20 protein-coding genes, 1 tRNA gene and 1 pseudogene are annotated in these 22,925 nt (G+C 75.0%); 11 read left to right on the top strand and 11 right to left on the bottom strand.

The window, feature by feature from the left end; genetic code table 11:
• Window positions 1-43: 43 nt before the first annotated feature.
• The 3 genes from GSF02_RS15750 to GSF02_RS15740 form a co-directional block, all read right to left on the bottom strand.
• Window positions 44-1,366 (bottom strand): RNA polymerase sigma factor, encoded by a 1,323-nt coding sequence (locus tag GSF02_RS15750; protein ID WP_159798220.1) that lies wholly within the window; start codon window positions 1,364-1,366, stop codon window positions 44-46.
• Window positions 1,363-1,785: a YciI family protein gene (locus tag GSF02_RS15745; RefSeq protein ID WP_201308961.1), complete on the bottom strand. Its 423-nt coding sequence runs from the start codon at window positions 1,783-1,785 to the stop codon at window positions 1,363-1,365. Before GSF02_RS15745 ends, GSF02_RS15750 begins: the two co-directional genes overlap by 4 nt.
• A gap of 81 nt (window positions 1,786-1,866) precedes the next feature.
• Window positions 1,867-2,295: a YciI family protein gene (locus GSF02_RS15740; protein ID WP_159798218.1), complete on the bottom strand. Its 429-nt coding sequence runs from the start codon at window positions 2,293-2,295 to the stop codon at window positions 1,867-1,869.
• A gap of 183 nt (window positions 2,296-2,478) precedes the next feature.
• On the opposite strand from GSF02_RS15740, the gene GSF02_RS15735 reads away from it, so the two are divergent.
• Window positions 2,479-4,395 (top strand): glycoside hydrolase family 15 protein, encoded by a 1,917-nt coding sequence (locus tag GSF02_RS15735; RefSeq protein ID WP_159798216.1) that lies wholly within the window; start codon window positions 2,479-2,481, stop codon window positions 4,393-4,395.
• Between the two features lie 85 nt (window positions 4,396-4,480).
• Here the strand turns inward: GSF02_RS15735 and GSF02_RS15730 are convergent, their stop codons facing one another.
• Together GSF02_RS15730 and GSF02_RS15725 are read right to left on the bottom strand one after the other, a co-directional pair.
• Complete coding sequence (locus tag GSF02_RS15730) at window positions 4,481-5,887, bottom strand: cystathionine beta-synthase (protein WP_159798214.1); 1,407 nt, start codon at window positions 5,885-5,887, stop codon at window positions 4,481-4,483.
• Between the two features lie 99 nt (window positions 5,888-5,986).
• The gene (locus GSF02_RS15725; RefSeq protein ID WP_159798212.1) at window positions 5,987-6,850 is read right to left on the bottom strand and encodes a Bax inhibitor-1/YccA family protein; all 864 of its coding nucleotides are present in this window, start codon (window positions 6,848-6,850) and stop codon (window positions 5,987-5,989) included.
• 218 nt (window positions 6,851-7,068) lie between these two features.
• Here GSF02_RS15725 and GSF02_RS15720 point away from each other — a divergent pair, with 218 nt between their 5' ends.
• The 4 genes from GSF02_RS15720 to GSF02_RS15705 all read left to right on the top strand — a co-directional run bounded on the left by GSF02_RS15720 (window position 7,069) and on the right by GSF02_RS15705 (window position 10,103).
• The gene (locus GSF02_RS15720; protein ID WP_159798210.1) at window positions 7,069-8,034 is read left to right on the top strand and encodes an ABC transporter ATP-binding protein; all 966 of its coding nucleotides are present in this window, start codon (window positions 7,069-7,071) and stop codon (window positions 8,032-8,034) included.
• The gene (locus GSF02_RS15715; protein ID WP_159798208.1) at window positions 8,031-8,909 is read left to right on the top strand and encodes an ABC transporter permease; all 879 of its coding nucleotides are present in this window, start codon (window positions 8,031-8,033) and stop codon (window positions 8,907-8,909) included. Before GSF02_RS15720 ends, GSF02_RS15715 begins: the two co-directional genes overlap by 4 nt.
• A gap of 143 nt (window positions 8,910-9,052) precedes the next feature.
• Window positions 9,053-9,463 carry a hypothetical protein gene (locus GSF02_RS15710; RefSeq protein ID WP_159798206.1) on the top strand — a complete coding sequence of 137 codons (411 nt, stop codon included), beginning with the start codon at window positions 9,053-9,055 and terminating at the stop codon, window positions 9,461-9,463.
• A complete protein-coding gene (locus tag GSF02_RS15705) occupies window positions 9,453-10,103 on the top strand; it encodes a hypothetical protein (protein WP_159798204.1) in 651 nt (216 codons plus the stop codon). The genes GSF02_RS15710 and GSF02_RS15705 overlap by 11 nt, the downstream gene beginning before the upstream one ends.
• Window positions 10,104-10,158: 55 nt before the next feature.
• On the opposite strand, the gene GSF02_RS15700 is transcribed toward GSF02_RS15705, so the two are convergent.
• Window positions 10,159-10,734, bottom strand: coding sequence for a hypothetical protein (locus GSF02_RS15700; protein ID WP_159798202.1), 576 nt, complete (start codon window positions 10,732-10,734; stop codon window positions 10,159-10,161).
• A gap of 116 nt (window positions 10,735-10,850) precedes the next feature.
• On the opposite strand from GSF02_RS15700, the gene GSF02_RS15695 reads away from it, so the two are divergent.
• Complete coding sequence (locus tag GSF02_RS15695; RefSeq protein WP_159798200.1) at window positions 10,851-11,024, top strand: hypothetical protein; 174 nt, start codon at window positions 10,851-10,853, stop codon at window positions 11,022-11,024.
• Window positions 11,025-11,512: 488 nt separating this feature from the next.
• Here the strand turns inward: GSF02_RS15695 and GSF02_RS15690 are convergent, their stop codons facing one another.
• Complete coding sequence (locus GSF02_RS15690; protein ID WP_159798198.1) at window positions 11,513-14,752, bottom strand: efflux RND transporter permease subunit; 3,240 nt, start codon at window positions 14,750-14,752, stop codon at window positions 11,513-11,515.
• A gap of 125 nt (window positions 14,753-14,877) precedes the next feature.
• Between GSF02_RS15690 and GSF02_RS15685 the strand changes: the two genes are divergently transcribed.
• The 3 genes from GSF02_RS15685 (at window position 14,878) to GSF02_RS15675 (ending at window position 18,147) form a co-directional block, all read left to right on the top strand.
• Window positions 14,878-16,284 (top strand): serine hydrolase domain-containing protein, encoded by a 1,407-nt coding sequence (locus GSF02_RS15685; RefSeq protein ID WP_235915625.1) that lies wholly within the window; start codon window positions 14,878-14,880, stop codon window positions 16,282-16,284.
• 67 nt (window positions 16,285-16,351) lie between these two features.
• Window positions 16,352-16,843, top strand: coding sequence for a MarR family winged helix-turn-helix transcriptional regulator (locus tag GSF02_RS15680; RefSeq protein WP_159798196.1), 492 nt, complete (start codon window positions 16,352-16,354; stop codon window positions 16,841-16,843).
• 89 nt (window positions 16,844-16,932) lie between these two features.
• On the top strand, window positions 16,933-18,147 hold the full coding sequence (locus tag GSF02_RS15675; protein ID WP_235915626.1) for an MFS transporter: 1,215 nt from the start codon (window positions 16,933-16,935) through the stop codon (window positions 18,145-18,147).
• Window positions 18,148-18,266: 119 nt separating this feature from the next.
• Here GSF02_RS15675 and GSF02_RS15670 read toward each other — a convergent pair.
• A tRNA-Leu gene (locus GSF02_RS15670) sits at window positions 18,267-18,340 on the bottom strand.
• 157 nt (window positions 18,341-18,497) lie between these two features.
• On the opposite strand from GSF02_RS15670, the gene GSF02_RS15665 reads away from it, so the two are divergent.
• Entirely contained in the window at window positions 18,498-19,169 is a 672-nt protein-coding gene (locus GSF02_RS15665; protein ID WP_159798194.1) for a ClpP family protease, read from the top strand.
• Window positions 19,169-19,786, top strand: a complete 618-nt coding sequence (locus GSF02_RS15660; protein WP_159798192.1) for a ClpP family protease — start codon at window positions 19,169-19,171, stop codon at window positions 19,784-19,786. Before GSF02_RS15665 ends, GSF02_RS15660 begins: the two co-directional genes overlap by 1 nt.
• 15 nt (window positions 19,787-19,801) lie before the next feature.
• Here the strand turns inward: GSF02_RS15660 and GSF02_RS15655 are convergent, their stop codons facing one another.
• The 3 genes and pseudogenes from GSF02_RS15655 to GSF02_RS15645 all read right to left on the bottom strand — a co-directional run.
• The gene (locus GSF02_RS15655) at window positions 19,802-20,206 is read right to left on the bottom strand and encodes a helix-turn-helix domain-containing protein (RefSeq protein ID WP_159798190.1); all 405 of its coding nucleotides are present in this window, start codon (window positions 20,204-20,206) and stop codon (window positions 19,802-19,804) included.
• Between the two features lie 168 nt (window positions 20,207-20,374).
• Complete coding sequence (locus GSF02_RS15650) at window positions 20,375-21,871, bottom strand: NAD(P)/FAD-dependent oxidoreductase (protein ID WP_159798188.1); 1,497 nt, start codon at window positions 21,869-21,871, stop codon at window positions 20,375-20,377.
• Window positions 21,872-21,971: 100 nt separating this feature from the next.
• Window positions 21,972-22,925: pseudogene (locus GSF02_RS15645) on the bottom strand (hypothetical protein); the annotation flags it as partial.

Genomic DNA, 22,925 nt, shown 5'->3' with positions numbered 1-22,925 from the left:
GGCGCCGCGCCGCCGGCCGGGTGGGCGACGGCGGGCGCGCCGGCTAGCCCAGCGCCGCGGCCTTGCGCTCGAGCACGCCGCGCTCCTGGGCGTTGCCGCACAGCCGCGCGGCGAGCTCCAGCTCGGCGCGGGCCTCGGCGTCGCGGCCGAGCCGTGCCAGCAGCTCGCCGCGCACGCTCGGCAGCAGGTAGGAGCCGCGCAGCTGCCCGCCGGCGGCCAGCGCGTCGACCAGCGGCAGGGCCGCGGCCGGGCCGGCGGCCATGGACACCGCGACGGCGCGGTTGACCTCCACGACCGGCGACGGCGCCACCCGGCCGAGCGCCTCGTACAGCAGCACGATCCGCTCCCAGTCGGTCTCCTCGACCGACGGCGCGACGGCGTGCTGCTCCGCGATGGCCGCCTGCAGGCCGTAGGGCCCGAGCCCCCGCCCCGTCCCGACGGCGCGGGCGAGCGCCGCCCGGCCGCGCCGGATCGCCGCGCGGTCCCAGCGCCGCCGGTCCTGGTCGGCCAGCAGCACCGGGGCGCCGTCGGGCCCGGTGCGCGCCGGGAACCGGGCGGCGGTGAGCTCGAGCAGGGCCAGCAGGCCGTGCGCCTCCGGCTCCTCGGGCACGAGGTGGACCAGCTGGCGGGCGAGCCGCACGGCCTCCTGGGCCAGGTCGGCCCGCATCCACGCCTCGCCCGAGGACGCCGTCGAGCCCTCGGCGAAGATCACGTACAGGACGTTGAGCACGGAGCCCAGCCGCTCGGCGCGCTCGGCCGCCGGCGGCACCTCGAACGGCACGCGCGCGGCGGCGAGCGTCTTCTTGGCCCGGGTGATGCGCGCCTGGACGGTCGGCACCGGCACCAGGAACGCCGCGGCGACCTGCTCGCTCGTCAGGCCGCCGACCACCCGCAGGGTCAGCGCGACGCGCGCCTCCTTGGACAGCACCGGGTGGCACGCGACGAACAGCAGCGCCAGCCGGTCGTCGTCGATCCGGTCGGGGTCCCACAGCAGGTCGTCGTCGCCCGCGCCGGCGCCCGGTCCCGTGGCGTCCGCGCCCGCCCAGGCGTCGCCCTCGTCCAGGTGGTGGGCGAGGGCGGCGTAGCGCTCGTCGCGGGCGGAGCGGCGCCGGAACGCGTCGATCGCCCGGCGCCGCCCGACGGTGAGCAGCCACGCGGCCGGGTCCCGCGGGACGCCGTCGCGCGGCCAGGCCACCAGCGCCTCCGCGAGCGCCTCGGACGCCACGTCCTCGGCGAGCGGGAAGTCGCCCGTGTACCGGGCCAGCGCGCCGACGATGCGGGCCGCCTCGATGCGCCACACCGCCTCGACGGCGCGCCGCCCGGCGTCGGGGTCGGTGCCGGGACCGGCGCCGGGACCGGCGCTCACTCCGTCCCGAGCCGCTCGCGCCACCCCGCCTCCTTCTGGATCCACGGGTCGTCCTGCGGGAAGTCCTCGACGCCGTTGACGCGGCGGACCTCCAGCTTGTTGCCCGGCCCGTGCAGCGGCGCGCGGCGCGCCCACTCGATCGCCTCGTCCTTCGAGGCGACGTCGAGGATCCAGAAGCCGTTGAACAGCTCCTTGGTCTCCCCGTACGGGCCGTCGGTCACCACCGGCGTCTCCGCGGTGAAGTCCACGACCGCCCCCTCCGCGGAGTCGGCCAGGCCCTCGCCGGCCACGAGCACGCCGGCCTCCATCATCGCCTCGTTGTAGCGGCCCATCTCCGCGATGACCTCGCGGAAGTCCTTCTCGGCGTAGGCGGCGGCGCCCTCGTCGGTACCGCGCATGATCAGCATGTACTTCGGCATCGTCGTCTCCAGTGTCGGTGTGTGCCGGGTGGTGCGGGTGTGGTGCGGGTGTGGTGCGGGTGTGGGTGGTGCGGGTGCCGCTCAGAGCTGGCCGGCGGACTCCCGCCACGCGCGCTCCTTGCGGATCCACTCGTTGTCCTGCGGGAACTCGTCGATCGACGGGATCCGGCGGATCTCCGCCTTCGCCCCGGGCCCGGCCAGCGGCGCCTTCGAGGCCCAGGCGACGGCGTCCTCGACCGTCGGCACGTCCAGGATCCAGAAGCCGTTGAACAGCTCCTTGGTCTCGCCGTACGGGCCGTCGGTCACCACCGGCGGCTGCTGCGAGTAGTCGACGACGACACCCTTGGACGGCTCCTCCAGCCCCTCGGCGGCCACCAGCACGCCGGCGTCGATGAGCTGCTGGTTGTACCGGCCCATCTGCTCGATCATCTCGTCGAAGCTGATCCCGGAGTCGGCGAACGCGGCCTCGGTCTCGTCGGTGCCCCGCATGATCATCATGAACTTGGCCATCTCGGTCTCCTGCGATCGGTGGGCCCCCTGGTCGGGACCCTCTCATCCCCAGGTCGAACGGGGAACCCCGGAATCGACACGCGCCCGGAGGGATCTTCCGGCGCCCGGCAGGGCGCTGTGAATCCGATCTCTGCGGCCCCCACGGGCTGGCCTCGCACCGCCCCGGCACCGCACCCTGGAGTCATGACCCCTGCTGCTCCTGCGCCGACCCCTGCCGACGGCCGCAGCACGTTCCCCTCCATCGCGGAGTACGGCTTCCTGTCCGACTGCGAGACCAACGCGCTGGTCGCCCCCAGCGGTGCGGTGGAGTGGATGTGCGTGCCGCGCCCCGACTCCCCCAGCGTGTTCTCCGCGGTCCTGGACCGCGGGGCGGGCCACTTCCGCGTGGGCCCGCACGGCGTGCACGTGCCGGTGGCCCGCCGCTACGTGCCCGGCACGCTCATCCTCGAGACGACGTGGCAGACGTCCACCGGCTGGCTCGTGGTGCGCGACGCCATGGTCATGGGCCCGTGGCACGAGATCGACGAGCGCTCGCACACGCACCGGCGCACGCCCACCGACGATGACGCCGAGCACATCATGCTGCGCACCATCAAGTGCGTCAGCGGCACGGTGGACCTCGAGGTCGTGTGCGAGCCGATGCCGGACTACGCCCGCGCAGAGCCGCAGTGGGAGTACGACGGCGAGGGCTACGGCTCCGTCGTCGCGCGCACCGGCGCCAGCAACCCGGACCTGCGCCTGGCCGCGAGCCTGCGGTTCGGCATCGAGGGCCGGCGGGCCAGCGCCCGCACGCGCATGTCCGAGGGCGACACGCACTTCGTCGCGCTGTCGTGGTCGCACATGCCCGCGCCGGAGAGCTGGGACGAGGCGATCGAGAAGATGTGGCGCACCGAGCAGTTCTGGCGCGACTGGATCACCCAGGGCGCGTTCCCGGACCACCCGTGGCGCACCTACCTGCAGCGCTCCGCGCTGACGCTCAAGGGCCTCACCTACGCGCCGACGGGCGCGCTGCTGGCCGCCGCGACCACGTCGCTGCCGGAGACGCCCGGCGGCGAGCGCAACTGGGACTACCGCTACGCGTGGGTGCGCGACTCGACGTTCGCGCTGTGGGGGCTGTACACCCTGGGCCTGGACCGGGAGGCGAACGACTTCTTCGCGTTCATCCAGGACGTGTGCCGCGACGACAAGCCGCTGCAGGTCATGTACGGCGTCGGCGGCGAGGCGACGCTGGAGGAGCACGAGCTGGGCCACCTGACCGGGTACGAGGGGGCGCAGCCCGTGCGCGTCGGCAACGCCGCGTACTCCCAGCGCCAGCACGACGTGTGGGGCGCCGTCCTCGACTCGGTCTGGCTGCACACCCGCAACCGCGAGCAGCTGCCGGAGGCGCTGTGGCCGGTGCTCAAGAAGCAGGTCGAGGAGGCCGCGCGGCACTGGCACCGGCCCGACCGCGGCATCTGGGAGGTGCGCGGCGAGCCGCAGCACTTCACCTCGAGCAAGCTCATGTGCTGGGTCGCCCTCGACCGGGGCGCGCGCCTGGCGCGGCTGTACGACGAGCACGACTACGCCGAGCAGTGGCAGAAGCTCGCCGACGAGATCCACGCGGACATCTGCGCCAAGGGTGTCGACGAGCGCGGCGTGTTCGTGCAGCGGTACGGCTCGGACGCCCTCGACGCGTCCCTGCTGCTGGTGCCGCTGCTGCGGTTCCTGCCGCCGGAGGACCCGCGCGTGCGCGCGACGGTGCTGGCGATCGCCGACGAGCTCACCGAGGAGGGGCTCGTGCTGCGCTACCGCGTCGAGGAGACCGACGACGGCCTGCGCGGCGAGGAGGGCACGTTCACGATCTGCTCGTTCTGGCTGGTCTCGGCGCTCGCCGAGATCGGCGAGGTGGACCGGGCGCGGTCGCTGTGCGAGCGGCTGCTGTCGTTCGCCAGCTCGCTCAACCTCTACGCCGAGGAGATCGACCCGCGCACCGGGCGGCACCTGGGCAACTTCCCGCAGGCGTTCACCCACCTGGCGCTGATCAACGCCGTCATGCACGTGATCCGCGCCGAGGCCGAGCCGCTCGACCCCCGCGCGTTCCGGGCGCCGGAGCGCACCTGAGAGCGCCCGACGCCGCTCGCGCGGGGAGACGACGACGCGCCCCGGACGCTCAGGCGTCCGGGGCGCGTCGTCGTCGCGGCGGGCCTCAGTGCGCGAGGTAGCCCAGCAGGTCGTGGCGGGTGAGCACGCCCACCGGGTTGCCGCCCTCGACCACGAGCAGCGCGTCCGCGTCGTGCAGCGCCGCGCGCACGGCGTCCACGCCCTCGCCGACGCCGACGAGCGGGAACCGCTCCTCCATGTGGTCCTCGACGCGGTCGGCGAGGTTGGCCTTGCCGGAGAACACGAGGTCGAGCAGGTGGCGCTCGGTGACGGAGCCGGCCACCTCGCCGATCTTCACCGGCGGCTCGGCGACCACGACCGGCATCTGCGAGACGTCGTACTCCTGGAGGATCGCGATCGCGTCGCGCACCGTCTCGCTCGGGTGCGTGTGCACCAGCGGCGGCGTGTCGCCGGTCTTGGCGCGCAGGATGTCGCCGGCGGTCACCTCGGCGTCGGCGTCCATGAACCCGTACGAGCGCATCCAGGCGTCGTCGAAGATCTTCGACATGTAGCCGCGGCCGGAGTCGGGCAGCAGCACGACGATCACCGCCTTCCTCGCCGCCTCGGGGTCCTGCTCCTCGAGCCGGCGGGCGTACCGCAGCGCGGCCTCGACGGCCATGCCGCAGGAGCCGCCCACGAGCAGGCCCTCCTCGCGCGCGAGCCGGCGCGTCATGGCGAAGGAGTCGGCGTCGGTGACGGGGATGACCTCGTCCGGCACGGTCGGGTCGTAGGCGGCCGGCCAGAAGTCCTCGCCGACGCCCTCGACCAGGTACGGCCGGCCGTCGCCGCCGGAGTAGACCGAGCCGGCGGGGTCCGCGCCGACGACGACCACGCGCCCGCCCTCGGCCTCGGGCCGGTCGGCGCTCGCGTCCTTGAGGAACCGGCCCGTGCCGGTGATGGTGCCGCCGGTGCCCACGCCGGCGACGAAGTGGGTGACCTTGCCGTCGGTGTCCGCCCAGATCTCCGGGCCGGTGGACTCGTAGTGCGACGCCGGGCCGTTGGGGTTGGCGTACTGGTTCGGCTTCCAGGCCCCCGGGATCTCGCGCACGAGGCGGTCGGAGACCGAGTAGTAGGAGTCCGGGTCCTCGGGCGCGACGGCGGTGGGCGTGACGACGACGCGCGCGCCGTACGCGGCCAGCACGTCGCGCTTGTCCTTGCTCACCTTGTCCGGGCACACGAACACGCACTGGTAGCCCTTGCGCTGGGCCACGAGGGCCAGGCCCACCCCGGTGTTGCCCGACGTCGGCTCGACGATGGTCCCGCCCGGCTTCAGCTCGCCCGAGGCCTCGGCGGCCTCGATCATCTTCAGGGCGATGCGGTCCTTCACGGACCCGCCGGGGTTGAGGTACTCGACCTTCGCGAGGATCGTCGCCGACAGGCCGGCCGTCACGGAGTTCAGCTTGACGAGCGGCGTGCCGCCCACGAGGTCGGAGATGTGCTCGGCGTAGCGCATGGGCCCATCCTCTCGCACTTCGTCCCGGGGACGACGACGGCCGCCCCCCGTCGTCCGGGGAGCGGCCGTCGTCGGGCCGGGAGAGGCCGCGGGAGACCGTCAGTCGTTGGACTGGAAGATCGCCAGCAGGCGCAGGAACTCCAGGTACAGCCACACGAGGGTGACCGTGAGGCCGAAGGCGGCCGACCAGGCGAACTTCGAGGGCACGCCGGCCTCGACGCCGCGCTTGATGGAGTCGAAGTCCACGATGAGGGACGCCGCGGCGAGGCCGACGGCCACCAGGCCGACGACGATGCCGAGGGCGCCGCCGCGCATGCCGGCGCCGCCGAGCACGCCCGTCCACACCAGCACGAGGTTGACGAGCTGGAAGGCCAGGTAGCCGACCATCGCGATGATCAGCCAGCGCGTGAACTTCGGGGTGACGCGCACGCGGCCGGACCTGAACAGGAACAGGGAGGCGGCGAAGGTCGCCATCGTGGCGAGCACCGCCTGCAGCACGACGCCGTCGTAGAAGCTGGCGAACGCCGCCGAGATGCCGCCGAGGAACACGCCCTCGGCCACCGCGTACAGCGTGATGAGCACCGGGCTCGGGTTGCGCTTGAACGCGTTCACCAGGCCCAGCACGAGGCCGACGATCATGCCGATCGGCCAGATCTGCGGCGCCAGGTACCAGGTGGCCGCCGCGACGGCCACCAGCACGGCGAGCAGGCCGCCGGTCTTGACGATGACGTCGTCGTAGGTCAGGCGCTTGGTGTCCGCCGTCGTCGCCGACGGCGCGTTGTACAGGTTCTCCAGCGTCGCCGCGTCGGCGGCCTGGGCACCGGCGGCACCGTACTGGCCGTACTGCGGGGCCTGCCCGTAGCCCTGCTGCGGCGCGGGGGCCGTGCCCACGCCGCCCCGGCGCGCGGCCGTGCGGCGCGGCTCGCCGAAGACGTCGCTGTTCGAGAAGACGGGGTTGCTCATGAGCTCCTCCTGGTCGCGGCTGCCGGTTCCGCACCGACAAGGCGTCGGTACGCAGAGCCGGGTCGCTGGCCGTTCCAACCACCCTATGCAACGCAGGCGGGCCGCGGGAGGTTCCCGGGCCCCGGACCCGAAGTTCAGGGAGATCCCTGGTGACGCCCCGACGAGGCGCGCCCTACGCTCGGAGGGCAGGCACCACCCACACCCACCGAGGGGGCGCCATGATCGAGGCGACCGGCCTGACGAAGCGGTTCGGGCCCACGACGGCGGTCGACCAGGTCACCTTCACGGTGCGCCCCGGCATCGTCACCGGGTTCCTCGGCCCCAACGGGGCCGGCAAGTCGACCACGATGCGCATGGTGATGGGCCTGGACCGGCCGACGGCGGGCACGGTCACCGTCAACGGCCGGCCGTACGCCGAGCACCGGGCCCCGCTGGCCGAGGTCGGCGCGCTGCTCGAGGCCAGGGCCGTGCACCCGGGCCGCAGCGCCCGCCAGCACCTGCTCGCGCTGGCCGCCACGCACGGGATCCCGGCGCGGCGCGTGGACGAGGTCATCGAGCTCACCGGGCTGCAGTCCGTGGCGCGCAAGCGCGTGGGCGGGTTCTCCCTCGGCATGGGGCAGCGCCTCGGCATCGCGACCGCCCTGCTGGGCGACCCGCGCACCCTCATCCTCGACGAGCCGGTCAACGGGCTCGACCCGGAGGGCGTGCTGTGGGTGCGCAACCTCGCGCGCTACCTGGCGGGCGAGGGCCGCACCGTGTTCCTGTCCAGCCACCTGATGAGCGAGGTCGCCCTCACGGCCGACCACGTGATCGTGATCGGCAAGGGACGGATCCTGGCCGACACCCCCGTCCAGGAGCTCGTCGACGGCGCCTCGCGGCGCACCGTGCGGGTGCGCACGCCGGGCGCCGGGGCCCTCGCCGCGGCGGTGCGCCGGGCGGGCGGCACCGCCGTCGAGCACCCTGCCGACCACGGGCCCGACGGGGCCGACCACGGGGCCGACGACGGTCGCGCCGCCGGGCTGCTCGAGGTGAGCGGCCTCGACGCGGCCGTCATCGGCGAGCTGGCCCTCACGCACGGGCTGGCGCTGCACGAGCTGACCCCCGTGCGCTCGACGCTCGAGGACGCGTACATGGAGCTGACGGCGGACGCCGTCGAGTACCGCACGGAGGGAGCCCCGCGATGACCACCACCGCCACGGCCGCCACCACGGCGGCGCCCCCGCGCAGCGGCCTCGTGCGCCCGGTCACGTTCGGGCGCGTGCTGCGCTCGGAGTGGGTCAAGCTGCGCACCCTGCGCTCCTCGCTGTGGGCGGCGCTGCTGACCGTCGTCGTCATGGTCGGCCTCGCGCTGATGATGGCGAGCCTGCTGAACACCGCCCGCGGCGAGCCGGAGATGCAGCAGGGCATGGCGCAGGACGAGGGCCTGCAGGCGATCGGGCTGACGGGCACCACGGCGGTGGTGTTCGGCTACTCGTTCGCCCAGCTCGTCGTCGCCGTGCTGGGGGCGCTGACCATGACCAGCGAGCACTCGACGGGGATGATCCGGGCGACGTTCGCCGCCGTGCCGCGCCGGCTGCCCGTGCTGGCGGCCAAGCTGCTCGTGGTCGCCGGGGTGACGGCCGTGCTGGTGGTCGTGGCCCTCGCGATCGCCTACCTGGCCACGATGCCGATACTCGACGCGGCCGGCCTCGAGGTCGACTGGTCGGACGGCACCCAGGTGCGGGCGCTGGCCGGCTGCGTGCTGTACCTGGTGACGATCGGCGTGCTCGCCGTCGGCGTCGGCGCGCTGCTGCGGCACACCGCCGGCACGATCTTCACGCTCGTCGCGGCGCTGTTCGTGCTGCCGCTGGTGTTCTCGATCGTCACGTCGGTGTCCGACGCCGCGTGGGCCGAGTGGGTCAACAAGCTGCTGCCGTCGGTGGCCGGGGAGCGCGTGATCTCCACGGGCACGACGCCGGACACCCTGCTCGAGCCGTCGACCGGCTACGCCGTGCTCGCCGGCTACACCGTGGTGGTGCTGGTCGCCGCCGTCGTGGCGGTGCGGCGCCGGGACGCCTGACCCCGGCCGGCTCAGGTCACGGTCCGGCTCGGGTCGCGGCCGGCTCAGGTCACGGTCCGGTCAGGTCACGGTCCGGCAACGCTTCGCCGCCCGCCGTCAACCCCGGGTTGACACCCCTGCCCGGCGGCGGTTGACTCGACGACGTGGAGTCCACCGCGGCGTCCTGGGCACGTGCCCTCCCCCACCGGGAGGGCGCCGACCTGGACGCGGCCCGGGACCGGCTGGTGGCCGCCGGCGTCACCGCGGACGAGGCGAGGGCCGCGCTGGCGGACCTCGGCGACGGCCTGTACCGGGCGGGCCATGCCACGGACCCGCTCCGCACCGCCCTGCTGTGGAACGAGCTCGGCGCGTACCTCGCGTACGCCCAGGAGCGTGCCGCCTCCGGGCGCCGCGCCACGTACGCGCGGCTCGTGGAGGACGCGAGCCTGGCGCGCGTGGCGGCGCAGCTGGGCGTCTCGCGGCAGGCGGTGCACAAGACCGTGTCGACGCGCGACGTGGAGGAGATCTACGTCGCGACGCTCAGCCTGGGAGGACGGCAGCCGGATGGTGACTAGCACGGGGCCGGCCGCCGAGCGCCCCGACGCGCGTCCCTTCCTCCTGCGGCTGGGGCTCGCCTACCTGTGGTTCCGCGCCGCCGGCGTGCTCGGCGCGCTGGCGCTCACCGCCGCGCTGCGCATGGTCGGCGCGCCGCGCCTGGCCGCCACGGCGCTGGTGGTCGCCGCCGTCGTGGCGGGGCTGCTGGCCGGGCGCGAGGCGCACAAGCGGGCGCTGTGGCACCGCGAGCCGGACGGCACGGTCGCCATCCCCGCGTCGGTGGCCGGCGCGGTCGTCGACGGCGGCCTGGTGGTGGCGGTCGCCTGGGTGGTCACCGCGGGCATCGGGTACGAGGGGGTGTTCCCGGGAGCGGCCGTCGCCAAGCTGGCCGCCCTGGCGCTGAGCGGCGCCGCCGTCCTGATGGTCCTGCGCAGCCGCTCGCCCCGGTCGGTCGTGAGCCCGGTGATCGCCTCGCTGTGCGCCGTGGTGCGCGTCGCCGCCGCAATCGCCGCGTGGCTGGTGGCCGACCGCGTGGTCCCCACCGTCTGGCGCGCCCAGCAGGCGCTCGAGACAGGCCTGGCCGCCGTGGTGCTCGCGCTCCTGGCGACGGCCGCCGTGCTCGCGTTCCGGCGCGTGGTGCAGAGGCGCGAGGATGGCTGAAGGCACGGCGGTCGCCGGGCGCGCCGCGAGCACCGCGGCGCGCCCGGCGACGGCGTCACGGGTAGCGGACGGTGCCGCTCGCGGAGTGGTTGCGGTAGGCGTCGGTCGTGTTGGAGTCCCACAGCTGGAACCGGTAGGTACCCTGAGCCACCCCGCGCCACACGTAGCTGCCGCCGCTGCAGCTCACGGACCGCACCGTGCCCACCCGCGACCAGCTGGAGCCGCTGAGCCGGTACAGGGACAGGCTCTGCGCCTTGCCGCCGCAGTTGGTGATCGAGCTGACGTCGACCCACACGTCGCCGGAGCCGCTCGTCGTCCAGCTGCGGGAGGTGATCGACACGTCGTAGGTCGCGCTCCAGGGGAACGACGCGGCAGCGAGGGCGAGGGTGCGCGCACCGTCGCCCGCCGGGACCGCGGTCTGCGACGTGAACGTCGCGCCGTCGTCGTAGACGAGCGTCGTCGTGCCGTCGCCGTTCTCGACGACGTCCGTGGGGTCGGGCAGGTCGTCGTCGACGACGGCGACACCGGGCTCGGCCGCGCTCGGCTCGGCGGCGACGGCCGGCGTGGTGATGCCGGCCAGCATCAGGACGGCCGCCGTGACGGCGACGGTTCGGGGCGTCAGGACTCGCATAAGGGCTCCTTCGCTCGGTGGGCGGCGACACGCTCGCCACGAGGAGGCTACCGGCCGCGCAGGTCAGGCAGGGGGAAGCCCGGCACCGCCGGGCACGAGCGGGAAGGGGACCGCGGATGACGACGGAGCGCGGGCTGACCATGGAGCAGGAGCTCGAGCGGGCGGTGCTCCTCGAACGGCTGCGGCGCCGTCGGGCGCAGCGCCGCGCGGCGGCGGCCGCGAGCCAGCCGGCCGCGCGCGTGGCGCGCACCGGCACCGCGCGGAGCGACCAGGCGCGCCCCGCCGACTGAGACTCCCGGCCGGCGCCGCAGGGGGCGCCGGCCGGGTACGGACCGGGACCGGCAGGGCCGGGACCGGTCGGCCGCGGGCGGGGGGGGGCCCCGGGGGGGGCGCCGCCCCCCCGCGGGCGCGCCGGGGGGGGGGGGGGCCCGGGGGGGCCCCCCCCCCCCCCCGCGGGCGCTCCGGGGTGCTTCCCGGCGCGGCCGCCAGGCGGACGACGGTCACCGGCAGCGCACGGTGCCGCTCGCCGAGCGGGCGCGCTAGGCGTCGGTCGTGCTGGGACCCCACAGCTGGAATCGGTAGGTGCCCTGGGCCACCGCGCGCCACACTCACCGGGGTCCGGCGAAGCCGAGGCCGACGAGTCCAGGCTCGACGGTCCGGACGCGAGCGCGCCGACGTCGGCCGCGCGAGGCGGCAGGGCTCGCATGGGGCTCCCCCGCTCGGTGGGCTCGTGCTCGCCCGCAGGAGGCTACCGCCCAGCACGCCGAGGTGGACACGCTCAGGCCGGGTCCACCTTCGCGTGCTGGGCGGTGTACGGCCGGCGCTCGTCGCCGGCCCCGCCCCGCTCGGCCGGCGAGTCCGCCGGGGGCGCCGGCCGCCGGCGGGCCGCCCGCCGCTCCTTGCGCCGCTCGATGATCATGTAGATCGCCGGGACGACGTAAAGCGTCAGCAGGGTGGAGGACACCAGGCCGCCGATGACCACGAGCGCCAGCGGGCGGCTGATGAACGAGCCGCCGCCGGTGATGCCGAGCGCCATCGGGGTCAGCGCGAAGATCGTCGCCGCCGCGGTCATGACGATCGGCCGCAGGCGCTTGCGGGCGCCCTCGCGCACCGCGTCGTCGAGCGTGCGCCCGCGCTCGCGGTACTGGTTGATGAGGTCGATCAGCACGATGGCGTTCGAGACCACGATGCCCACCAGCATCAGCACGCCGATGAGGGCCGGCACGCCCAGCGGGGTGCCCGTGACCAGGAGCGCGACCAGGGCCCCGGTGGCGGCGAACGGCACGGAGACCAGCAGGATGAGCGGCTGCACCATCGAGCGGAACGTGCCGACCATGACCAGGTAGACGATCGCGATCGCGGCCAGCAGCGCCAGGCCCAGGTCGGCGAACGCGTCGGCCTGCTGGGAGGCGACGCCCCCGACCTCGACCGCCGCGCCGGCGGGCAGCTCGACGTCGTCCACGGCGGCGGTCAGCGCGGCGGTGAGCGAGCCGAGGTCCTGGCCGGACGGCGTGACCGACACGGTCGCCGAGCGCTGCCCGTCCTCGCGCGTCACCGAGGCGGGCGCCTCGACGCGCTCGACGGCGGCCACGTCGGTCAGCGGGACCACGCCCGCGGCCGTCGGCACCACGAGGCCCTCGAGCTCGTCGACGGTCGCGGGGGCGTCCTCGGCGGCCACGACCACGTCGACCGGGCCGTCGCCCAGGTCGACGCGGCCGATCGCCTGGTCGCCCATCTGCCCGGCCACCACGCCGCTGACCTGCGCCTCGGTGAGACCGGCCCGCGCGGCCGCCGCGCGGTCGACGGTCACCTGGATGCGCTCGGTGGCCGCGGAGAGGTTGTTGGCCACCTCGGCGACGCCGTCGACGTCGCCCACCGCGTCCTGCACGGCGGTCGCGGCCTGCGACAGCGTGTCGGCGTCCGGGGCGGTCACCACGAGGTCGACGGTGGAGCCGCCGAACCCGGACTCGCCGCCGGAGACCTGGACCTCGCCGGGCACGCCGGCGTCGGTGAGCGCGTCGCGGACCTCGCCGCGCGCGGCCTCGGCGTCGACGTCGGCGTCCAGCGTGACGGCGAACGACGCCTGCGGCGACGCCCCGCCGCCGGCGAAGGCCGCCATCGTGCTGTCGCCGCTGCCCACCGTGGTCTGCACCGTCTCGACGCCCGGCACGCCCTCGAGCACGCCCTCCACCTCGCGGGCGGCGTCGTCCTGCGCGGCCAGCGCCGTGCCGGCGTCGAACGTCTGCGTGACGGTCAGGGTGTTCTGGCCGGAGTCGCCGATGAAGCTGGTCTCCATCCGCGGCACCAGCGCCACGGTGCCGGCCAGCACCACGACGGCCACGCCCACCACTGCCCACGGCCGGCGCAGCGCCGTCGCCAGGCTGGGCACGTAGGCCCGCTGCCACAGGCCGCGGCGCTCCTTGGCCTCGGCGGCCTCGCGCACGGCGGCGCCGCCGTCCGCCTCCGCGCCCCGGGGGCTGCGCAGGAACCAGTACGCCAGCACCGGCACCACCATGAGCGCCACCACGAGCGAGGAGAGCATCGCGATGGCCACGGTCATGGCGAACGGGCGGAAGAGCTCGCCCACCATGCCGGAGACGAACGCGATCGGCGCGAACACGGCCACGGTGCACACCGTGGAGGCGGTGATGGCGCCGCCGACCTCGCGCACGGCGGTGAGGATCGCCTGGCGCTTGTCCTCGCCGTAGGACAGGTGCCGCTTGATGTTCTCGATGACCACGATGGCGTCGTCCACCACGCGGCCGACGGCGATGGTCATCGCGCCGAGCGTGAGGATGTTCAGCGTGTAGCCGGTCATCTGCATGACCACGAAGGTCACGGCCAGCGACAGCGGGATCGACACCGCCGAGACGAGCGTCGAGGGGATCGAGGCGAGGAAGAGCAGGATCACCACGACGGCGAACACGAGGCCGAGCCCGCCCTCGGTGGCCAGGCCGTGGATCGACTCCTCGATGAACGGCGCCTGGTCGAACACGACGGCGGTGCGCACGCCGCGCTCGTCGAGCACCGGCTGCAGCTCGTCCAGCGCGTCGGCGACGGCGTGGGAGACCTCGACGGTGTTGCCCTGCGGCGTCTTGGTGATCGCGACGCCGAGCGACGGCTCGCCGTCGAGGCGCGAGTAGGAGGTCGGGGCCTGCGGTCCGGCGGTCACCTCGGCGACGTCGCCGAGCGTCAGCGCGCCGCCGTCGGCGCCGGCCTCGCCGGCCTGACCGGCCTCGCCGGCTGCAGCGCCCTCGCCGGACGTGACGGGCAGGGGCAGTGCCTCCAGGTCCTCGACCGAGCCGATGGCCGAGCCGACCTGGACGCTGAGCTCGGTGTCGCCGTCGGCCACGGTGCCGGCGGGCACCACCGCGCCGTTGTCCTGCAGCAGCGTGCCGAGCTGCGCCGTCGTCAGGCCGGCGGCCGCGAGCGCCGCGGGGTCGGCGTCGATGCGCACCTCCTGGTCCGCGACGCCGGAGACGCTGACGCCGCGCACGTCGTCGACCTCCTCGAGGCGCGGCACGATCGTGTCCTCGACCAGCGCCGCGAACGCCGCGTCGTCGAGCTCCTCCCCCTCGCCCGCGCGGGAGACCGCGAGCTGCAGCACGGGCAGGTCGTCGACCGACCCGGTGACCACCTGCGGGTCGACGTCCTCGGGGAGCTGGCTGCGGACCTGGTCGACCGCGCCGCGCAGCTGCGTGGCGGCCGAGTCCATGTCGGTGCCGTAGGCCATCTCGACGCTGGTCACCGACATGCCGGTGGACGACGTCGAGCTGACGGCCTCGACGCCGTCGACCCCCTTGACGGCCGTCTCGAGCGGCTCGCTCACCTGGTCGGCGACGACGTCGGGCGCGGCGCCGGGGTAGGTGGTCACCACGGCGGCCTGCGGGATCTGCAGCGACGGGATCAGCTCCTGGCGCAGCGACCCCATGGAGACGACACCGAGCACGAAGATCGCGACCGTCGCCAGGGCGACGACCGCGCGGTTCGCCAGGGACAGCCGGGCGAGGTGGGACACGCAGCACTCCAGTCGTGATCAGGTGGCGCACGACGCCGGTGTCGTGTCTGTCGCTCGGACCAACGAAGCGTATCCCCGGGCGGTTCCCGCCTCCCGACGCAGAGGCCGCCGCTAGCCTGGCGCGCGTGCTGAGCGACTCGACCACCGCCGCCCTGTCCGCCTGGACCTCCGAGCGCCGGAGGGCCGCGCGGGTGCCCGCGCTGTCGGCCGCCGTCGGCCGCGCCGGGCGGGTGGCGTGGACCGGCACCGTCGGCACCGGCGTCGGCACCGTCGTCGGCCCGGAGCACGCCTTCCGGGTCGGGTCGATCACCAAGCCGATGGTGGCCGTGGCGGTGCTGCGCCTCGACGCGGCCGGGGCCGTGCGGCTCGAGGACCCGGTGGGGCGGTACCTGCCGGACGCGCCGGCGCCGGACGCCACCCTGGTGCAGCTGCTCACCCACACCGCCGGGCTGCCCGCGGAGCCGGCGGGCGCCTGGTGGGAGCGCGCGGGCGGCACGACGTGGGCCGACCTGGCGGCCCTCGCGCCGCTGGCCGCGCCCGGCGGCCAGCACCACTACTCCAACGTGGGCTTCGCCGTGCTGGGCCGGCTGCTGGAGCAGCTGCACGGGCGCGCGTGGGACGCCGTGCTGCGCGACGAGGTCTGGACGCCGCTGGGGATGGCCGCGACCGGGCGCGTGCCGGCGGGCCCGCACGCCACGGGGTTCGCGGTGCACCCGCACGCCGACCTGGTGCACGCCGAGCCGGTCGCCGGCTACGGGGCGATGGGGCCCGCCGGCGAGGTGTGGTCGACGCCGTCAGACCTGGTCCGCTTCGCCTCGTGGCTCGTGGCGGCGGGCCCGGCGGGCGCCTGGGACGCCGCCCACGACGCGCGCACGCCGGGCGGCGGCGACGCCGTGCTGCCGCTCGCGGCGCGCCGCCGCATGTGCGCGCCCCTGGTCGTGGTCGACGAGCCGGGCGCTCCGTGGACGACGGCGTGGGGCCTCGGCGTGAGCGTGCACCACGAGGACGGCGTGCGGAGCGCGGGGCACGGCGGGTCGGTGCCGGGGTTCACCGCGGCGGTGCGCGCCGACGTCGTCACGGGCGACGTGGTGGCCGCGTGCGGGTCGTCCACCGCCGGGTTCGGCGAGGTGACCTCGCTGCTGCGCACGCTGGCCGACGCCGAGCCGGCCGCGGCCGCCGACCCCTTCGCGACGCCGTCGGACCACGACGACCGAGCCGACCTGCTGGACCTCGCCGGCACCTGGTACTGGGGGCCGCAGCCGTTCACCGTGCGGGTGGGCGCCGACGGCGGGCTGGCGCTCGTGGCCGACCGGCCCGGCGGGCGGGCGTCGCAGTTCGCGCGCACCGGCCCGCGGGAGTGGGTCGGCACGGTGGGCGGCTACTGGCGCGGCGAGACGCTGCGCGTCGTCGAGCGTGCCGGCCGCGCGGTCGCGCTCGACGTCGGCACGTTCTGCTTCACGCGCACGCCGTACGACCCGGACGTCGACGTCCCGGGCGGGCACGACGCCGCGGGCTGGCGCCCGCTGCGCTGACCGCTCCCGCCTGGATTGTTGCCCCAGGCATTGACATACTTAGCATGCCTAAGTATCTTGGTGGCACGTGAGTACGGAGCTGCGCGAGCTGCTGGGCGACCTCGTCCAGGCCAACGGCCGACTGGTCCGGGTCGCGGCGCGTCACCTCGCCGGGACCCGTGCGGCGGCCGAGTCCCCCGCCGTCTGGCGCACCCTCGGCGTGCTGGCGTCCCGGGGGCCGATGCGGGTCAGCGAGCTCGCGGCCCACAGCCGGGTGGCCGCGCCCACCATGACCAAGCTCGTGGCCACGCTGCTCGAGCGGGGTCACGTGCGCCGGACGAGCGACCCGAGCGACGCCCGCGCCTCCACGATCTCGATCACGGACGACGGGCGCGCCGCCTACGACGAGTGGCGCGGGGCGGTCGCCGCCGCCCTGGCCCCGTACTTCACGGACCTGGCACCGGCCGACCTGGACGCCCTGCGGCGCACGGTCCGGCTGCTGCAGGACCGGATCGAGCTCGGCGAGAGCGAGACCCGCACCGAGCATCAGGACGCAGACCTGGAGGTAAGCACCAAGTGACCGCAGTCGACAGGGCGCCGGAAGGCCGGGCCCCCGAGGGCGCCGGCAGCGCCGCGAAGGCCACCGCGCACGGCGGGGGCGGCGGATCGCTGCTGAAGCAGCCGCTCGCGGTCTGGGCGATCGCGTTCGCCGCGACCGTGTCCTTCATGGGCATCGGTCTGGTGGACCCGATCCTGCCCGCCATCGCCGAGGCGACCCACGCGACGCCCACGCAGACGTCGCTGCTGTTCACCACGTACCTGCTGGTGACCGGCTTCGCGATGTTCTTCACCAGCTGGGTCTCCAGCCGCATCGGCGCGCGCAAGACGCTGCTGATCGGCCTGGCCGTCATCGTCGTGTTCGCCGCCCTCGCCGGGTCCAGCGCCACGGTCTGGCAGATCATCGGGTTCCGCGCCGGCTGGGGGCTGGGCAACGCCCTGTTCATCTCCACCGCGCTGGCCAGCATCGTAGGCGCGGCCGCCGGCGGCGCCGCCAACGCGATCATCCTGTACGAGGCGGCGCTCGGCGTCGGCCTCGCCGTCGGCCCCCTCGTCGGCGGCCTGCTCGGCAACGTCTCCTGGCGCGGCCCGTTCTTCGGCACCGCCGTGCTCATGGCCGTCGCCTTCGTCGCGATCGCCACGATGCTGCGCACGAAGGACAAGCCGCAGCCCACGAGGCTCTCGGCCCCGTTCCGCGGCCTGGCGGTGCCCGGCCTGCGGGTCATGGCGATCGCCGCGCTGTTCTACAACATGGGCTTCTTCGTGCTGCTCGCCTACGCGCCGTTCGCGCTGCAGCCGCTCGGCGTCTCCGACGCCCTGACCCTCGGGTACGTGTTCTTCGGCTGGGGCTTCGCCCTGGCCATCACCTCGGTGTTCGGGGCGCCGCTGCTGACCCGTCGCCTGCGCCGCTCCGTGGTGCTGCGGATCGTCATCCCGCTGTACGCCGTCGTGCTGCTGCTGGCGGGCATCCTGCACACCAGCGCGACCGCGCTGATCGTCCTGATCGTCGTGGGCGGCCTGTTCCTCGGCATCCTGAACACGGTGCTCACCGAGTGCTCGATGGAGGCCACCGACCTGCCGCGCGGCGTCGCGTCGTCGGCCTACTCCGGCGTGCGGTTCGTGGGCGGCGCCATCGCCCCGCCGCTGGCCTCGTGGCTCGCCGACGTCACCGGCACCACCGCGACGCCGTTCTTCTTCGGCGTGCTCGTGCTGGTCGTCTCCACGCTCGTGATCACGTTCGGCCGCAAGCACCTCGCGCGCGCCGACGGCATCGAGGAGGACCGCGAGCAGGAGGGCGAGGAGATCATCGTCGGCGCGATCGACTGACGCCCCCCCCCCGCGACACCCCGCGACACCCCCGCGACACCCCGGCGAGCGCCGTGGTTGCCCGGCTTCCTCCCGCGGGATGCCGGGCGACCACGGCGCTCGTCGCGTGCGGGCACCGGTGCCCCCGCCCGGGTTCGAACCGGGACTGGGCCGGGTTTAAGCCGGCTGCCTCTGCCAGTTGGGCTACGGGGGCCGACGACGGAACGCCCGGCCGGCGCGAACCGGCGCGGGCCGGCGCGCGTCGTCGGCACCGACCGTACCGCCTGCGCCGGGCGGCTCTGCCCTCGGCAGATGTGCCGCAGGCAGAAGCCCCTCCCCCCGGCGGGGCCGGCGGCCGCACGGTGGGACGCATGACCACCGCACCCGGCGCCGCGAGCGCCTCACCCGCCACCCCGACCACCGTCCCCACCGCGAGGTCCGAGGCCGCCGCCCCGGCGGGCCCGTTCGACGACCAGCTGGCCGCGCGCCTGCTGCACCAGCGCATCGTCGTCGTCGGCACGGAGATCGACGACGCCGTCGCCAACCGCGTCTGCGCGCAGCTCCTGCTGCTGTCCGCCGAGGACCCCCGCGCCGACGTCGCCCTCTACGTCAACTCCCCCGGCGGGTCCGTCTCGGCGGGCCTGGCGGTGTACGACACGATGCGACTGCTGCCCGGCGACGTCGTCACGGTCGGGTTCGGCCTCGCCGCGAGCATGGGCCAGTTCCTGCTCACCGCCGGCACGAAGGGCAAGCGGTACGTGCTGCCGCACACCCGCGTGCTCATGCACCAGCCCTCGGCCGGGATCGGCGGCACGGCCGTCGACATCGCCATCCAGGCGGAGAACCTCGCCCACACCAAGCGCGTGGTGCAGGAGCTCACCGCCCGGCACACCGGCCGCACCGTCGAGCAGGTCGCCGCCGACGCCGACCGCGACCGCTGGTTCACCGCCCCCGAGGCGGTCGAGTACGGGCTGGCCGACCGGGTCGTGGAGACGGTCGACGACGTGCGGCCGGCCGCCGCCGGCCGGAAGGCGGGGCTGTGATGTCGACGTACACGATCCCGACGGTCGTCGAGCGCACCGGGCTCGGCGAGCGCGCCTACGACGTCTTCAGCCGGCTGCTGCGCGAGCGGATCGTCTTCCTCGGCACCGAGATCGACGACGGCGTCGCGAACGTGGTCATGGCGCAGCTGCTGCACCTGGAGTCCGAGGCGCCGGACCTGGACATCGACCTGTACATCAACTCCCCCGGCGGCTCGGCCACCGCGATGACCGCCATCTACGACACGATGCAGTTCGTGCGCTGCGACGTGGCCACCACCTGCCTGGGGCAGGCGGCGTCGGCGGCCGCCGTGCTGCTCGCGGCCGGGGCGCCGGGCAAGCGGGCGGTGCTGGAGCACTCGCGCGTGCTGCTGCACCAGCCGTCCGGCGGGGGCCAGGGCACGGTGTCGGACCTCGAGATCCAGGCGGCCGAGGTGCTTCGGCTGCGCGCGGAGACCGAGCAGATCCTCGCCCGGCACACCGGCCGATCGCCGGAGCGGCTGCGCGCCGACACCGACCGCGACCTCGTGCTGTCCGCGACGCAGGCGGTGGAGTACGGCGTCGCGGACGCCGTCGTGACGTCCCGCAAGCTGCCGGTGGGTGCCGTCGCGGCGGCGTGACGGCGGCCGGCGTCGTCAGGCGGCGAGGACCACGACGTCGGCGGCCGGGCCGGCCGTGCGGCCGCCCACGGGGCCGAGCGGCCGCACGGCCGCGCTCGGGCCGGCGGTCAGGTCGAGCACCCGCGCCTCGCCCCGGGCGCGCGCCCGGGCGACGGCGAGCTCGGCGTGGGCCCGCGCCACAAGGTCCAGCAGCGCCAGGCCGAGCGCCCCGCAGACGGCGGCGAGCACCTCGCTGGAGGCCTCCTTGCGGCCACGCTCGACCTCGGAGAGGTAGGCGGTGGACACCCGGGCGGTGGCGGCGACGTCCTGCAGGGTGCGGTCCTGGCGGCGACGCTCTCGCCGCAGGATCGCCCCGACGAGGTCGCGCAGGAGCGGCTCGGCGGCGGGTGCGGACTGGCGCGGGACCGCGGGCAGGCTCATGCGGTCACGCTACCGGCGTGGCGCGCCGCGGCGCACCGGTTCGCGCCCGGGTCCACCCGCCGGTCTGCTCAGGGCGTAAGCGGGCGCCGGACGCCTCCCGGTACGACGACGGCGGCGGCCGGGACCGGGGGTCCCGACCGCCGCCGTCGTCAGCGGTGCGTCAGCGCGTCACCACTTCTGGGCGCTGACCTTGTCCGCGTCGTCGGTGTCGACGGTCTTGCCCTCGGCGGCCGAGGCCGCGGAGGACGTCGCCTTCTGCTCGACCTTCTCGCCCGGCTTGGCCGGCGGCACGGACGCGCGACGGAACTCCTCGCGCGGGTCGTGCACGGAGCCGAGCGAGATGACCTCGCGGCCCATGAGGAACTGGCCGATCCAGCCGACGAGGATGCGCAGCTTGCGGTTGCCCGTGGGCATCGCCATGACGTGGTAGCCGCGGTGCGCGAGCCACGCGAGCGGGCCCTTGAGCTTGAGGAAGCCGAACAGCTCGGCGACGCCCTTGTACAGGCCCAGGGAGGCCACGACGCCGACGCTCTTGTGCGAGTACTCCTCGACCGGCTCGCCCTTGTAGCCCGCGACGATGTTGTCGGCGAGCTTGGTGGCCTCGCGGATGGCGTGCTGGGCGTTCGGCGGGCAGAACTTGCCCGGGTTGAGCACGTCCGGCACCGCGGCGCAGTCGCCGGCGGCCCAGGCGTCGGGCACGACGTTGCCGTCCTCGTCCGCGACCTGGAGGGTCGGCAGCACGGTGACGCGACCCATCTTGTCGACGGGCAGGTCCGAGGCCTCCTTGATGACCGGGTTGGCCTTGACGCCCGCGGTCCACACGATCGTCTCGGTGTCGAACTCCACCCCCGTGGAGGTGACCACGTGGCCGTCGACGCACGAGCTGAGGAACGTGTTGAGGTGGAACTCGATGCCGCGCTTCTGCATCTCCTCGAGGGCCCACTTGCCCATGGGCTCGGAGACCTCGGGCAGGATGCGGCCCGCGCCCTCGATCATGACGAAGCGCAGGTCCTCGGGCTCGATCGTCGGGTAGTTGCGCGTGGCGTAGCGCGCCATGTCCTCGATCTCCGCGATGGCCTCCACGCCGGCGAAGCCGCCGCCGATGAACGTGAAGGTGAGCATCTTCTTGCGCAGCTCGGGGTCCCAGGTGGACGAGGCGACGTCCATGCGGTTCAGCACGTGGTTGCGGACCGCGATGGCCTCCTCCACGTTCTTGAACCCGATGGCGTTCTCCGCCAGGCCCGGGATGGGCAGCGTGCGGGAGACCGAGCCGAGACCGACGACGAGCTGGTCGTAGGAGACCTCGTAGTCCGGACCCTCCTCCGGGCGGATCGTGACGCGCTTGTCGCCGTGGGCGATGTTGACGACCATGCCCTGCAGCACGTCGATGCCCTTGAGGGCGCGACGGTGCGGGGCGACGACGTCACGAGCGTCGATGGACCCGGCGCCGGCCTCGGGGAGGAACGGCGCGTACGTCATGTAGGGGCGAGGGTCGACGACGACGATCGCCGCCTCGCTCTTCTTCAGCTTCTTGCGCAGGCGGCGCGCCACGTAGAGCCCGACGGACCCACCACCGAGCACCACGATGCGGGGCACCTTGCGGGGGCGGGGCGTCGGGGTCGGCTCCGTGGCAGCGTCGACCGTGGCCAGGTCGTTCTGAGGCATGGGGCCAGTCTACGGCGGCCCGGGAGCCCCGCAGGCGGGCGTCTCGCATCTCACACCCGTCGCCCGGGGCAACCGGTCTCCCGCGGCCCGGCGGGCCGCCTCAGCGGGCGGCGGAGGCCGTCGTCGCGCGCCCCTGGACGGGGTCGCCGGCGGGCGCCCGGGCCGGCTCCTGGGCGCCCTCCTCCCCGGCGTCCTGCGCGCCACCCTCGGGCGCGTCGCCGTCCTGCGCTCCACCGTCGGGCGAGTCGCCGGGCCCCGCCGGCGCGATCGCCGTCGGCGCCTTGAGGAACGGCCACGGCATGGTGCGCGGCTGCGCGCCGACGGCGGGGCGCATCGTCCCGGTGGCGTCGTCGCTGACCACGTCTTCGCGCGCGACCGCCGACAGCGGGTAGACGTTCCAGCGCTGCCGCCCGTCGGTGGCGAGGCCCGGCTGGAAGTACCACAGGCCCGGCAGCTCCGGCACGGCCCACACCCGCGTCGCGCCCTTGTCCGACACGGTCCGCACCGGGCGGCCGCGGTCGTCGAACAGCTGCACGTCCTTGAGGGGGTTGCCGTCGGCGTCGTAGGCGAACAGGTTGGACACCTGCATGCCGTCGACCCACACGCCGTCCTCGTCGGGGACGCCCGCCCGGGCGTAGTCGACGGGCGCCGCCACGGACATCGCGTCCGCGTACCCCTGGCCGTTCGAGCCGGCGCTGCCCTCGACGACCCGGTCGCGGGTGACGTCCACGAGGGGCACGACCAGGAGCGCGGCCGCGGCCGTCGCGACGAGCGCCAGCCGCGGCGTCCACCGCCACGGCAGCCAGCGGCCGCGCCCCCACTGCACACTCACCACGACCGCGGCCACCTGCAGCACGAGGTCGGACGTCTCGACCGGGACCAGCGAGAACCAGGAGCCGCCGACGGCCGACGCTGCCCACGAGCCCAGGACCCAGCCGCGCACGACCCACCACACCGGCCGCAGCTCACGCGCCAGGCCGCGCACCGAGCGCCACCCGGCCGTGGCCGTGACCGGCGCCCAGGCCCGCGCCCAGGCGTCCCGGACCCCGGCCCC

Origin of the sequence: Puerhibacterium puerhi, from assembly GCF_009846865.1 — a bacterium.
GTDB lineage: Bacteria > Actinomycetota > Actinomycetes > Actinomycetales > Cellulomonadaceae > Puerhibacterium > Puerhibacterium puerhi.
This window is presented reverse-complemented; position numbering and strand designations above follow the sequence as displayed.